Source organism: Candidatus Zymogenaceae bacterium (assembly GCA_016931225.1).
GTDB lineage: Bacteria > Desulfobacterota > Zymogenia > Zymogenales > Zymogenaceae > JAFGFE01.
In genome coordinates this window covers 1-13,310 of record JAFGFE010000031.1, presented here as the reverse complement: position 1 = coordinate 13,310, position 13,310 = coordinate 1, and the positions used below count along the sequence as shown (strand labels likewise).

16 protein-coding genes are annotated in these 13,310 nt (G+C 54.7%); 8 read left to right on the top strand and 8 right to left on the bottom strand.

Features of this window, described 5'->3' with window-relative positions; translation table 11 throughout:
* Nucleotides 1-15: 15 nt before the first annotated feature.
* A complete protein-coding gene (locus tag JW885_12125; GenBank protein ID MBN1882914.1) occupies nucleotides 16-423 on the bottom strand; it encodes a 4Fe-4S binding protein in 408 nt (135 codons plus the stop codon).
* A gap of 143 nt (nucleotides 424-566) precedes the next feature.
* On the opposite strand from JW885_12125, the gene JW885_12120 reads away from it, so the two are divergent.
* On the top strand, nucleotides 567-1,031 hold the full coding sequence (locus JW885_12120) for a hypothetical protein (protein MBN1882913.1): 465 nt from the start codon (nucleotides 567-569) through the stop codon (nucleotides 1,029-1,031).
* 2 nt (nucleotides 1,032-1,033) lie between these two features.
* Here JW885_12120 and JW885_12115 read toward each other — a convergent pair whose 3' ends face one another.
* Genes JW885_12115 through JW885_12090 form a run of 6 tightly spaced genes read right to left on the bottom strand, consistent with a single transcriptional unit; the run spans nucleotide 1,034 to nucleotide 6,971 of the window.
* Entirely contained in the window at nucleotides 1,034-1,561 is a 528-nt protein-coding gene (locus JW885_12115) for a gamma carbonic anhydrase family protein (protein MBN1882912.1), read from the bottom strand.
* Nucleotides 1,558-2,493, bottom strand: coding sequence for a dihydroorotate dehydrogenase (locus JW885_12110; GenBank protein MBN1882911.1), 936 nt, complete (start codon nucleotides 2,491-2,493; stop codon nucleotides 1,558-1,560). The genes JW885_12115 and JW885_12110 overlap by 4 nt, the downstream gene beginning before the upstream one ends.
* A gap of 1 nt (nucleotide 2,494) precedes the next feature.
* Nucleotides 2,495-3,277, bottom strand: coding sequence for a dihydroorotate dehydrogenase electron transfer subunit (locus JW885_12105; protein ID MBN1882910.1), 783 nt, complete (start codon nucleotides 3,275-3,277; stop codon nucleotides 2,495-2,497).
* Nucleotides 3,252-5,483 carry a tetratricopeptide repeat protein gene (locus tag JW885_12100; protein ID MBN1882909.1) on the bottom strand — a complete coding sequence of 744 codons (2,232 nt, stop codon included), beginning with the start codon at nucleotides 5,481-5,483 and terminating at the stop codon, nucleotides 3,252-3,254. The genes JW885_12105 and JW885_12100 overlap by 26 nt, the downstream gene beginning before the upstream one ends.
* The gene (locus tag JW885_12095) at nucleotides 5,480-6,163 is read right to left on the bottom strand and encodes an endonuclease V (protein ID MBN1882908.1); all 684 of its coding nucleotides are present in this window, start codon (nucleotides 6,161-6,163) and stop codon (nucleotides 5,480-5,482) included. Before JW885_12095 ends, JW885_12100 begins: the two co-directional genes overlap by 4 nt.
* Nucleotides 6,153-6,971, bottom strand: a complete 819-nt coding sequence (locus JW885_12090; protein MBN1882907.1) for an SAM-dependent chlorinase/fluorinase — start codon at nucleotides 6,969-6,971, stop codon at nucleotides 6,153-6,155. The genes JW885_12095 and JW885_12090 overlap by 11 nt, the downstream gene beginning before the upstream one ends.
* Nucleotides 6,972-7,077: 106 nt before the next feature.
* Between JW885_12090 and ligA the strand changes: the two genes are divergently transcribed.
* The 6 genes from ligA (at nucleotide 7,078) to JW885_12060 (ending at nucleotide 11,948) form a co-directional block, all read left to right on the top strand.
* Nucleotides 7,078-9,093 carry an NAD-dependent DNA ligase LigA gene (gene ligA / locus JW885_12085; GenBank protein MBN1882906.1) on the top strand — a complete coding sequence of 672 codons (2,016 nt, stop codon included), beginning with the start codon at nucleotides 7,078-7,080 and terminating at the stop codon, nucleotides 9,091-9,093.
* On the top strand, nucleotides 9,090-9,368 hold the full coding sequence (locus tag JW885_12080; GenBank protein ID MBN1882905.1) for an acylphosphatase: 279 nt from the start codon (nucleotides 9,090-9,092) through the stop codon (nucleotides 9,366-9,368). Before ligA ends, JW885_12080 begins: the two co-directional genes overlap by 4 nt.
* 1 nt (nucleotide 9,369) lies before the next feature.
* The gene (gene amrS, locus JW885_12075) at nucleotides 9,370-10,359 is read left to right on the top strand and encodes an AmmeMemoRadiSam system radical SAM enzyme (protein MBN1882904.1); all 990 of its coding nucleotides are present in this window, start codon (nucleotides 9,370-9,372) and stop codon (nucleotides 10,357-10,359) included.
* Nucleotides 10,360-10,463: 104 nt separating this feature from the next.
* Entirely contained in the window at nucleotides 10,464-10,988 is a 525-nt protein-coding gene (locus JW885_12070) for a hypothetical protein (GenBank protein MBN1882903.1), read from the top strand.
* Nucleotides 10,989-11,076: 88 nt separating this feature from the next.
* Complete coding sequence (locus tag JW885_12065) at nucleotides 11,077-11,592, top strand: RsbRD N-terminal domain-containing protein (GenBank protein ID MBN1882902.1); 516 nt, start codon at nucleotides 11,077-11,079, stop codon at nucleotides 11,590-11,592.
* 77 nt (nucleotides 11,593-11,669) lie between these two features.
* The gene (locus JW885_12060; GenBank protein ID MBN1882901.1) at nucleotides 11,670-11,948 is read left to right on the top strand and encodes a hypothetical protein; all 279 of its coding nucleotides are present in this window, start codon (nucleotides 11,670-11,672) and stop codon (nucleotides 11,946-11,948) included.
* 195 nt (nucleotides 11,949-12,143) lie between these two features.
* Here JW885_12060 and rsmI read toward each other — a convergent pair whose 3' ends face one another.
* Entirely contained in the window at nucleotides 12,144-13,040 is an 897-nt protein-coding gene (gene rsmI, locus JW885_12055; GenBank protein ID MBN1882900.1) for a 16S rRNA (cytidine(1402)-2'-O)-methyltransferase, read from the bottom strand.
* 46 nt (nucleotides 13,041-13,086) lie between these two features.
* Between rsmI and JW885_12050 the strand changes: the two genes are divergently transcribed.
* Nucleotides 13,087-13,275, top strand: coding sequence for a 50S ribosomal protein L28 (locus tag JW885_12050; GenBank protein MBN1882899.1), 189 nt, complete (start codon nucleotides 13,087-13,089; stop codon nucleotides 13,273-13,275).
* Nucleotides 13,276-13,310: the final 35 nt, after the last annotated feature.

Below are 13,310 nucleotides of genomic sequence, written 5' to 3'. Positions count from 1 at the left end.
GAAACTTTTGAACCGCTATGCAATGAATACCTGCATCGCCCGAGGTGGACAAACCGGGACACACAACTCGCAGCCGCTGCAGAGTTCAGAATCGAACAAGACCTCCATGGTGTCGCGGTTTATCGAAAGGGCGTTGGTTGGGCATATCGCCGTGCAGGCGCCGCAGTGGGTACAGAGATCTTCATCCCGCTTGATGTCCTGATCAATGGAATCGATCACCACACCGCATTCCCTCAGGTAGTCGATGCCCCGGCGGTAGATGTCTGAATCGCCCTCAAGCTCAAGGATGAGGTAGCTCTCCCGCCTCGGCAATACGCTTGCCTTAAGGATATTGACAACCAGGTCATATTCCCTGATCAGCTTATAGATGATGGGCTTGTCCCATATCTCCTTGGAGAAATGAAGGACCACCTTGTGTTTCATATCCACCTCTTTTGAATTCCGGTTCAATCCTAATATACTTAACCTATATTGTCAAGTTCCTTTCTCGCACCGATACTGTTTTCACTTTGACTAATTGAACGGTGTCTATTATAATTTATGCGTTACTTTCAAAGGAACGATGCATGAAATATTTTAAATCGGTACCCGTCGTCTGTTTTCTCGTTTTCATGGTATGTGTCTGTTTCAGTGCAGCGGGATCATCCTTTCGTCAGATGGTTCTGACGATAACAATCCCCGATGATCATACATCGGGGACGTATCAGACGGAATTGATTGTGCCCGAGGGTTCCTCTGCCGTGAATTTCACGGTTTGGGGCGCCGATCACCCCTGGGGCATTACCAGCGAAAACGCAGTCGCTTCCGGTGAGTCCCTCTTTGTATACCGTCCCGGACTCGAAGGCCAAGACGAATATATCGACAGTGAATCCTCTGAATCCGTGGACACCGGGGGAGGCACCGAGGGATATGGATATGACTCCGACTCCGAACTGACCCGTTTGTCACTGCCGCCGGGGACTTATTACGTCTGGGTACAGGGACCCGCCGGTACAACGATCACCCTCCAGTATCTCCTGGAGGAGCGGTAGTATCAGGTCTGTTCCATATATTTCTTCATCGCCTCCATGACCTCATCGAGGGGAAAGCTCTCCTGTCCCTCCAGGTATCTCCGGGAGAGTTCATAATAGGTGAGCGCGCCGTTTCGTATGGCGTCTTTATTGGCCTTCCCCTCGTGGATTTTCCCCGGCACGCCGGTTACCAGGGACCCCTCGGGAACCCTCGTCCCCGGCAGAATCACGGAGCCGGCGGCGATAACGCAATTCTTCTCCACATGTGCCCCGTCGAGCACGGTGGCGTTCATCCCCACCAGGACATAATTGGAAATTGTGCACGCGTGAAGCACGGCGCCGTGCCCCAGGGTCACGTAGTCCCCCACCGAGGTGGGATTGAACGGGGTACAGTGTATGACGCAGCAATCCTGTATGCTGGTGTATTCTCCGATGGTGATGGTGTTGAAATCCGCACGTATCACGGCGTGGGGCCATATGCTCGAGTTCTTTCCGATCACGGCGTCGCCCAGAATCACCGCCGTCGGATGGATGAAGGTTTCGTCGCTCATGAGTGTTTCCTCGTTATGATCCCCTGTATCGTGTCCAGTGTATTGATGTTCCGATCTTTTATGTACGTTTCCATGTCTTCGACGATATCACCCATGATTCCGGGATGTGTGAAGTTTGCGGTCCCCACCTGGATCGCTGAGGCGCCTGCCATGATGAACTCAAGGGCGTCTCTCGCAGATCCTATGCCGCCGATGCCGATGACGGGGATCGAAAGGTTCGACGCCGCTTCCCACACCATCCTGAGGGCTACGGGCCGCACGGCCGGGCCTGAAAGACCGGCGGTGATGTTTTTGAACACCGCCCGCCGTTTTTCGACGTCCACCGCCATGCCGATGAGGGTGTTGATCAAGGACACACCGTCGGCGCCGGCGCGCTGGACGCTTCGTGCCAGGGGTACGATGTCCGTGATGTTCGGCGTGAGCTTTGCGATAATCGGCTTATCCGTGGACTTCTTGACCTTTTTGATAAGGCGCGCCGCCGTGTCCGGGTCCCTCCCGAAGGCGATGCTCCCCTTCTTCACATTGGGACACGAGAGATTCACCTCCAGCGCGCACACCTCCTTTACTCCTCGGAACATCGAGGCGACACGTTGGTAATCGCTCATCGTTTCACCGAAGATGTTGGCGATGATATTCGTGTCGTGCCGTGAGAGTTCGGGGAGGACATCGATGATGAACCTTTCCGCCCCGATATTCTCAAGCCCGATGGAATTGAGGACGCCTGCCGGGGTTTCGCAGATCCTCGGTGGCGGATTCCCCCGTTTCGGGAGGGCCGAGATACCCTTCGTCACCACCGCTCCGATGCGGGAGATATCGAGACTGTCAAGAAGCTCAAGCCCGTACCCCACCGTCCCCGACGCCCCCATGACCCGGTTCTTGAACCGAACACCGAACAGCTCCACAGACATATCAGGTCGGGCGGGGTTCGTCATCTCACAACTCCTCCCACAGGATTGATTGCGCGACGAAGACCGGCCCGTCCGTGCATGTCAGGGCGTATTCACCAGAAGCCTTTGGAACGGCGCAGCCGAGACACAGCCCGACGCCGCAGGCCATTCGCTCTTCGTGGGAAATAAACGCACGGCAGTCTTTCTCTCCCGCCAGGGTCGCCACGGCCCTGAGCATCTCTCGGGGGCCGCATGCAAAGACCACATCAGAGGGGGTCAGCTCATCCTTCAGCACATCAACCACCGTTCCGGCCCGTCCCCTCCCCCCGTCCTCGGTGACAAAGATCGTCTCCACCCCCACATCACTAATGTCCTCATCGATCCCGGAGACATCATTAACCGCCTTTCCGCCGAATATCAGACGGGTTCTCTTCAGTTCCTCGCCTGCCAGAGACTCCGCCACCGACATCATGGGTGCTACACCGATGCCGCCGCCGGCAAGAAAGAGTCTGCCCGATACATCGATCTTGGGAAAGCCGTTTCCCAACGGTCCCTGGACGGTCAGCTCCTCTCCCGGAACGACCCGGGAGAAAAGCTCCGTCCCCCGCCCCACCCGTTTGATCAGAAGCTGAATCGTCCCGTCGACATCTATCGACGATCGATAGCGATACACGCTGAACGGTCGGGAGAGGAGTGGATCGGCTCCCCATACGCCGCGCACCATCACGAATTGGCCGGGGCGACCCGTGGTGAGTCTTTCGCCCCCCGCAAGCGACAGGCGAAACAGCCCCGGCGAAACCTCTTTATTGGATACGACTTTCGCCTTCATACAGGGTCTTATAGATTCGGTAATAGCCGAGGATTCGCTTGACATACGCACGGGTCTCCGAAAAGGGTATATTCTCGATAATCTCGTCCATCTCCATCTCAGGGTCCGCCGTTCGCTTCCACTTTCGGGCGTTACCGGGACCGCCGTTGTATCCGCACAGAGCGTAGACCACCTCACCGTCGAAATCATCCATCAAACCGGACAGATAAAAGACGCCGAACCTGAGGTTCGTCCGATGGTCCAGGAGGTCCTCCTTCTCAAAGTCCTCCAGTCCCATGTTCGCGGCGATCTCTTCACCTGTGGCGGGCATGATCTGCATCAGTCCCACCGCCCCGGCCCAGGAATAGACCCTGGGCTGAAAGAGGCTCTCGGCCCGCATGACCGAGTATATGAGCGCCGGCTCCATGTCGAATTCCGCCGAAAGCAAAAGCACCTCATCCTCATACGCCTTCGGATACTTCATCTGCCAGTAGAGGTCGTTTTCACCGGGAATGTATTCATCCAGGTGGTGGGGGAAGCTTCTGTTGACGATGAGCACCGGCGTGTAGTAATCACCGGAAAACCTGAGAAGACGGGCCACCTCGATGAGCAGCTCAGGATCTCCCGTGGACCGCTCCATAACCAGGGAAAGCTCGCCGGCCGCCTCCTCGTCCCGGTTCATCGCGATCAGATCCAGCGCCTTGGCGAGGTGCGATGTGATACGCTCGTCCGAGGTGAACTCAACCGATCGGTCGAATCCCGCGGTCCAGAAGTTCGGATCGAATTCCTCTTCCCGGGGAGTGATCGTAACGGTGTATCCCATCTTCTCGAGACGCTCTTTTGCTTGATAGCTGTAGTAGGTATACGGGTAATCCTCCACCAGCGTGCGGTATACGGCATACGCCTCCTCATACCGGAAGAGTTCCTCCATGGATCTCGCCCGCCAGTAGATGTACTGGGGGTAGCCGTCTTTTTTTCGATATCGAGCGGCGAGGTTTTCGAAATATTCCAGAGCCAGCTCATACTGCGCTTCCTGGTAGTATATCCAGGCGATGTACCAGGTCACATCCTCTATTCGTTTACTGTGGGAATACGTGGTGAGATATTTCTTGTAATACTTCAGGGCGCGGTCGAAATCACCGATTTCCTCGCACGTTCGAGCGGCGAGGTAGAGGGAGTCGTCCGCAAGAGGACCCTTCGGATTTTTCTCGAACAACTCGATGAAAAGCGATATGGCGGCATCGTCATTTTCCATCTTGTCCTGTGCCTTCGCCCGCCAGTACAGGAGCGTGTCCTCCGGAATGCCGGGATTGTCTTTGGCAAGCCGCTCGAAGAGGGCCGCCGCGCTCTCGTATTTGTGTGCACCGTAGTAACATTTCGCCTTGATGAAGGATATCTCCCCCGCACCCGGAAGGTCCGCCTCCGTGGTGTCAAGGAGCGCCGCCATCTCCTTGATCGCACCGATGCATGAGGTGTAGTAATCTGCGTTATAAAGGGTGTCGATGCGGTTTCTTAAATCCTTCGCGCTCAGGTCTCCTACCCCACCCAGCCTCACCAGACCTGCAAACGCATCGGCGGCCGTATCGTCTCCGGCGTAGTCGATGAAGATGGTTCGGTAAATCTCTATCGCCTCGTTCCTCTCTCCGGACATCTCCAGAAGCAGTCCCTTTTTGAACAACACATCGGGATACAGATCCGACGATGTGTTGTGATCAAGGAAATCATCGTAAATCTCCCGGGCGGTGTCGTATTCCCCCATCCCCGCATGGTAATCGGCCAGTGTCAGGGTCATCTCATCGAACCAGATGCTGTCCGGATGTTCTTCCAGGAGGCGTCTTCCCGAGGCCAGTGCGCCCTCAAAGTTTCCCTGTTTGGAGTAGACGTCGGAAAGGTAAAAGAGCACGTAGTCTTCAAGGATGCCGTATCGAGAAAGACAGTATTCAAGATATCGTTCGGCGGTATCCCACTCATCAACCTGCATCGCAGAGAGCGCCGCGAGATAGGCGAGCTTGTTCGCCTGGGAGGGATCGATTTCATCGAGATTGATATCATCGACCCGGGAGATGACCTCGAGATGTCGGGAGCTGTCCGACAGGGAGAGGATCGAAATGATTGCATCGCCGGGACTGAAGCGCGAGATCTCCGTGACGCAGGAAAACTGGAAGACAAACAGCACCCACATCAAAACCAGGATGACGACGATATAGCGAAGTTTTTTTGTTTTCATATGCCTGAAAGTTCCCGGCGAAACGTATTGACGGACGTATGCGCGTGCCTGATCGGTTCCGGAAGTCGATATTTCCCGACGGCGGACAAGACCAGGTCCACTGCGCCCATGCAGTCGAGCCGGTGCCCGGGGGAGACGAACACCGGCTTTACCCCCGTTCTCGTCCTGAGAACCGCACCGACTTTTTTCTCTTCATACATGAGGGGAGTGATGCTCCCCTTCTCCCATCCCACGGGCCCGTGCTCCCCCACGAGCCGTGATTTGGCGCATCCGGCGCTGGGAAGATCGAGTATGAGTCCCAGGTGGGCCGCGAGTCCCAGTCCTCTGGGGTGCGCGATGCCTTGTCCGTCAAAAATCACGACATCGGGCGTGACCGTGAGCTTTTCGAAGGCACCGAGCACCACCGGCCCCTCCCGAAACGTGAGAAGGCCCGGAATGTAGGGGAACGTGACACATCCGTGATGGTGCACCTTCTCGACGATCGCGCCCGTGTGGAGATCCATCACCACGACGGAGGCGAAGAAAACGTCATCCCCCCTATTGTACGACACATCGGCCCCGGCGACAAGCGTGAAAGAAGAATTTCCGCCCGTCAATATCAGCCTGCCGCGAAGATGCTCCTGTATACTTCTCGCGGTCTGATAATCGACGTCCCAAGAGTGCAGAGATTCAATCTTCAAGGTCGAATATCACCTCGTCGTCTCTGTGCGCGCCCAGGATAAAAGCCGCGCTCGATTGTGAACATGCGATCTCCACGAATCCGCTGCTCCCGACGAGGGCCAGGGGCTCTCCCGGATCTCCGTCCATGTAGGTGATGGAGATGCCCGGTATGGACACATTTTTCAGCTTCACCTTTGTAACGCGGGCCCTTTCATCGTCCGTCAGACGGACGTTTGTGATTAGGTTTCCGAAACGATCTGTGTGGATGACAGCGCCGACGATGCGGGAAGCACTGTGAATCTCCGGATGTGGAAAATCGAGCATCAGCACATCGTCGATTTTCCCCCCCAGGTCTTCCGGATTCACCCCCCGGCAGAGATGTGCCGCCGCCGGGGCGAATACATCGCGACCGTGAAAGGTCGTCGAGGGTTGCGGGAGGAGATATTCGTCGTTGGTGATCGAGACCGAGAATCGAATCCCGTCATCCAGAGCCGCCCAGGTGAGGATGCCGTTATCCGGGCCGACGAAGAGGTGGCGGTTCGTCGCGATCACCAGTGCCCTCCTTTCGGTGCCCACACCAGGATCGACGACCGCCAGGTGCACCGTCCCGGGGGGAAAGTAGCGGTACGCACACAAAAGCATGAACGAACCCGATCGGACATCCTGGGGGGGAACCTCATGGGTCAGGTCGATGGTTCGGGCGGCCGGATGTATCCCGTGGATGACCCCCTTCATCACGCCGACGAACGGGTCTTTGATGCCGAAATCGGTGAGCATGGTGATTAGCTGTGGTGCGCCACAGTCTGTGCCTGTATCTTTTTTGTTCATTGCACTACCGGGTGATTGTTACATACCACAGCTTTTATCACACAGTCAAGGTCGCCGTGAATCCTTTCGGCTTGCAAATCCCTCCCGTTGTCGTATAATTGACTTCATGAACGGCGATCCGGAAAGACGCATCCACCAGCTCAGGGATGAGATAAACTTTCATAACGATCGATACTATCGGGACGACAATCCCGTCGTCACGGATGCGGAATACGACGCCCTCGTGCGGGAGCTTGTGTCCCTGGAAGATGCATATCCAGAGCTTGTCACCCCCGACTCTCCCACGCAACGGGTCGGTGCGAAGCCTCTGGAATCATTCCGGGAGGCGCCCCACCGCATCCCAATGTTGAGCCTCTCCAATGTCAATTCGTCCGAGGAATTTCTTGAATTCCATCAGCGGGTGAGGAAATCCCTCGATGCCGACGGCCCCGTCACGTTTGTCGTCGAGCCGAAGATGGACGGCGTTGCGGTGGAGCTGGTCTATGAGAACGGCGTCTTTACGGTCGGCTCCACCCGGGGGGACGGCCAGGTGGGCGAGGATATCACCCAGAACCTGAAGACGATACATCAGATACCCCTTCGTATTACGGACGATAAATTGCCTCTTCCAATGCTCCTGGAGGTCAGGGGCGAGGTCTATATGCCGACGGAACGGTTCCGAAAGCTGAACGAAAACAGGGACGAGAACGGGGAGCCGCCCTTCGCCAACCCGAGAAACGCCGCTGCGGGGTCGCTCCGCCAGCTCGACAGCAGCATCACCGCACAACGACCCCTTCGGCTCTTCTGCTACGGAGTCGGCACGGTGGAGGGGAGAGAGTTCGACACACATCGGGAGATACTCGATGCATTGAATGGCTGGGGCTTTCCGGTCAATGACATGATCGAGGCGCTCTCAGACCCCGAGGACGTGGTGGGGTATCACCGGAGACTGGAAGAGATGCGGGACGACCTCCCATACGAGATCGACGGGGTGGTCGTGAAGGTGGATAACCTCTCCTTCCAGCGAGTGCTCGGTGAAACGTCCCGGTCGCCCCGGTGGGCGACGGCATATAAATTCAAGAGCCGCCGGGAAGAGACGGTTATACAGGACATCGTCGTCAACGTGGGACGAACCGGCACACTCACGCCGACGGCCGTCCTTAAACCCGTCAACGTGGGCGGCGTGACGGTCAGCCGGGCGTCGCTCCACAACCAGGACGAGATCGACAAGAAGGACATCAGAATAGGCGATACCGTGGTGGTGGAGCGTGCCGGCGACGTCATCCCCTACGTGGTGCGCTCTGTGCCGGAAAAACGAAACGGCACGGAAAAACCCTTTCACATCCCGGATGAATGCCCCGTGTGCGGCGGTGATGTGATTCGGCTTCCCGGAGAGTCGGCGTACCGTTGTGTCAATGTGTCGTGTCCCGCCCGCCTGAAGGAGAGCGTGTTTCACTTCGCATCGAAACGTTCCATGAACATCGACGGCCTGGGGGAGAAGCTCATCGATCAGGTCGTCGAGCGGGGATTGGTGAGGGACTTCTCAGATCTCTATCGCATGACGAAAGATGACTGGGCGTCCCTTGACCGCATGGCGGAGAAATCCGCCGCCAATATCGTCTCGGCCCTGGAACAATCGAAACACGTCACCCTCTCCCGGTTCATCCACGCCCTGGGAATCCGCCTGGTGGGGGAGCACACGGCCGACATTCTGGCCAGGCAGTTTTCCACCCTGAACCGGTTGATGGCGGCAACTGAAGACGAGCTGTTGGCGATCCACGAGATCGGCCCCGAGGTGGCGAAAAGCGTCGTCGGCTTTTTTTCTGAGGATAAAAACAGGGACCTCATCGATAAGCTCATCAAACAAGGCCTCACCCCGCAGTCGCCCGAGTCACGGACGGCGGGCGCCCTTTCCGGCAAGACCTTCGTCGTCACCGGTACCCTGTCGTCATTCAGCCGGGACGAGGCACAAGAAAAGATACGAGAGCTCGGCGGTCGAACGACGTCGGCGGTGAGCAAAAACACGGACTACGTGGTCTATGGGGAGAATCCGGGATCCAAGCTTGATAAAGCGAAAGAGCTTGGTATCACACTCCTTTCCGAGGATGAGTTTACTTTGTTCATCAAGGAGGAAACCGATTGAGCATGGTACGAGCACATCTGATTGTCGCAGGGCGGGTACAGGGGGTCTTTTTCCGCCACAATACGAACAATGAAGCGAACCGCCTGGGGCTGACCGGGTGGGTCAGGAACCTCTCGTCGGGGGATGTTGAGGTGGTCGCCGAGGGTGAGCGGAGCGTTGTGGAAGAGCTCATCTCGTGGTGTCACACGGGGCCCCCCATGTCCCGGGTCGATAATGTTTCGATCGAATGGGAGACATATACCGGTGAATTCTCGGGATTCAATGTCACCTACTGACATGAAAGAAGCACGCTATTACGTGAAGCGGGACAAGAACCGGGTCGACTGCGGCCTGTGTCCCCATGAATGCACCATCGCAGATGGCAAACGGGGCGTATGCGGGGTTCGGGAGAATAGAAACGGCGCCCTTTTCGCCCTCACCTACGGGCGCGTTGCGTCGGCCCAGATGGACCCGATAGAAAAGAAGCCGCTCTATCATTATTTTCCCGGCTCGTCGATCCTCTCTTTGGGGAGCGTCGGGTGCAATTTCGCCTGCGGCTTCTGTCAGAACTGGTCTCTGGTCACATCCCCCGTACCCCGCACGACATGCACGGCGACCGATGTTGTGGAGCTTGCCCGAAAACATGCGTCCATCGGTGTGGCGTATACCTATAACGAGCCGTTTATCTGGCATGAGTTCCTGATGGATGCGGGAATTGCGGTGAAGGAGGCGGGGTTCTCCAACGTCCTGGTGACAAACGGTTTTATCAATCCCGAACCGCTCTCTGAGATTCTTCCGATCATCGACGCCATGAATATCGACCTCAAGTCGATGGATGATGAGTTCTACAAGACACACTGTAGGGGACGGCTTGAGCCGGTACTCGATACCATCCGTACGGCGTCGAAAGCGTGCCTTGTGGAGGTGACGAACCTCATCATACCCGGTCATAATGACACCGACGAACACTTTATTAAACTGACCGATTTTATCGCCGATACGGACCCTGACATTCCCCTGCACCTCTCCCGGTATTTTCCCCATCGCTCCTTTGCAGCACCCCCTACCCCGGAAGAGACGATGATGCGCGCCTATTCCATCGCCCGAGAGAAGCTCAACTACGTGTACGTCGGTAATATGCGTGCCGTTGAGGGACAAGATTCAATCTGCCCGCACTGCAAATCGATACTGGTGAAACGGAGCGGATACTCCACACACATCACGGGTATCGACGGGAGCCGCTGCTCCTCGTGCGGAGCCGATGTTCACTTTATAACGGAAGGTTGATTATGAAAAAACTCTTCCTGGTTTCATGTCTCATGTTTTCTTGCGCCGCTTTTTTTTATTTTGGCTGTGCGCCATACATGGAGCAAACCGGAAAAATAGACTTCATGCCTCGTTTCACCGAAGTCGAAACGCCCATGAATTTTGATTTTGAGGGTCATACCGTCGTCTATGACATGCTGGGGAATGATGTCAAAATACGATATCTCGATGATACCGATATCGATCTGTTTTTTATGAAACACGATCTCTCTAACCCGTTTCTTTCCGCCCCGGAGATGAGGGACGCCTTCAATCTGTTTCTTGTGACTTTCGTGAATCGTTCCAATGAAGAAATCACGTTCAACCCCGTAAGCTGCGCCATATACGTGGATGGAAGCTACTTCCGCGGCGCACTTGATTACGCAGAAGTCGTTGTCGGATTTCGTCGACTCGCCCCGGAGGCTGATGCAACATCATTCAAAAAGAGCATGTTCAGCGCGGCCCTGGATATAGAACCAGGCACCAGTATCGAAGGACTCCTCGTATTTCCGAGCATGCCAAGAAAAACAAAGCATATCGTTGTCATGGTCAAAGGCATCATCTTCTCAGGGACGTCATATTCGATCCCGTTTGAATTTGTCGGTAAATAAAGTATGATGTTGACAATGAACTATCCCGGTGGTTATTATAAGGATAAGAAAAGAGCAATAATAATACATTTTATATGGGGGATTTACTATGATTTCTGAAAAACTGGTCAATTTGATAGAGAGCAACGCCGATATTCTCACAAAACACTGGATGGGAGACGTGAGGGAAAATCCCTCCACACCCACCTATCAGGAATTCGATGAAGAGAAACTCTACGAACGCGCCCATCTCGTGTACAGCCAGTTAAGTCACTGGATATCTCGTTCCACCAGCAAGGACGAAGTGAAAGAATACTACACCCGCCTTGGCCAGGAGCGATTTGAGGAGGGATTCGCCCTTCACGAAGTGGTGAGCGCCCTGGTGCTCCTTAAACGACACCTGTGGCTCTATATCCTCTCCGACGGTCAGCTCTCAACGGCTTTCGAGCTGTATCAGTCACTGGAGCTGAACAATCGGGTGGTTTTGTTTTTTGACCGGGCCATCTATTACACCATCATCGGATACGAAGAGGCGGTTCGTCAAAAGGTCAAGAACGACAAAAAGCTGTACAAGACCATTTTCGGCAAGTTCTTGGATACCCTCAAGAAACAGGAATCGAAATAACAAACCCCGAGATACAATCCGGGACGTTTGAAAACATCGAAGGCTTTTAACATTTCCGCCTCACAGAGGGGTGATATATGCCCGTTGATAAGCCAGCTGATAAAATTAAAGAGATCAAGAGGCTGATGCATGATCTCAAGGAGAATGATGGGGTGGAGTCTGTTATCGCCATTTCCTTCACGGACAGTAACGGGCGCGGTCGTGTCGAAACGGTGGCCGAAACGATCAGCCTCCCTATGGCGGTTTTTCTCATTGAAATGAGCAGACAGGCGATATTCGAGGGAAAAAGGCATGTCCAGAATCGTGAAGATCAGACCCCCGGCGCCCCCGATCCGACGATTTCGGGAAAGCACTGATTATTTGCGCTTTTCCTTTAAAACACAGGTCGTGAGATAGAAAACGGGCGAAAGCCCGTTTTCATTTGTATCTATATATACCATCGAGAGAGATATCCGATTACCCGCATGCGGCCTCGATTTTCGAGTTCCATGCGGGGTATGTTTTGTGGGTGTATCCCTTCCTTTTCTCCAAAACGAAGGCTGAACCCCTATTTAATCTTTTCTCTCTCTCACATCAACAATCATTCTATAGGCGCGGGATTTTCGTACGCCGGTTTCTTTTGACAACATCGCTGCAATGGTGCCGGTTTTCGCCTCGGGGTATTTTCTCACAAAATCCTCTGCCCTCCTTTTGATATCTTCGTCGGACAACATGGACATTTTTGGATCGTCTTGGAATCCCGATACCACCAACACAACCTCTCCTTTGAGCGGATCGTGCTCCTGAGAGATGTCGATCAGCTCCCAGGCTGTCCCCCTGAGGCAGGTTTCATGGAGTTTTGTGAGTTCTCTACATAGAGCGACGGGTCTGTCCTGAATATGTTCGGCCATATCCCGCAACGTATTGATCGTCCTTTTGGGTGATTCGAATATGATCGCCGTTCTTCTTTCTCGTGAGAGCTCCTCAAGAATCTCGGTTCGTTTCTTCCCTTTTCTCGGCAAAAATCCGATGAATATAAATTGGTCTGATGAAAATCCCGATTTCGTCAACGCGGCAAGGGCGGACGATGCGCCGGGAATCGGCACGACTGAAATATCGAGCGAAATGCACCGCTCTATGAGGTAGTGCCCCGGGTCGGAAATGCCGGGAGTGCCGGCGTCGCTCACCAGCGCCACATCATGCCCGGCGCAAATAAGACGGATTATCTCGTCCGCTGCGTGAACCCGGTTTTCCTCCCGGTAGCTGATATATGTTGCAGAGATACGGTAGTGCGAAAGGAGTTTCTTCGTATGCGATATCTTCTCCGCAGCGACATACGTCGTCTTGTGTAGAATCTCCACGGCACGTACGGTTATGTCCCCGAGATTGCCGATGGGCGTCGATATGACATATAGAATGCCGTTTTGTGTATCCGAACGTGTATTTTTTTCTTGATTTTTCGCTTTCAATTTTGTATATTACCATGTTGATTTTGAAAATTGGAGGTTGGCATAAATGAGCAGAATATGCGACATATGCGGCAAGGGCGCCATGACCGGGTTTCATGTCAGCCACGCCCACAATAAATCTAAAAGGAAATGGTATCCAAACCTGCAGCCCATGAAAATCAAAGTCGGCGGCAAGGTGAAGCGGGTCAAGGTATGTACCCGCTGTATACGATCAGGAAAAGCGGTTAAGGTGTAAGCAAACGCCGATGCGACTCCACCTGACGGTGTGGG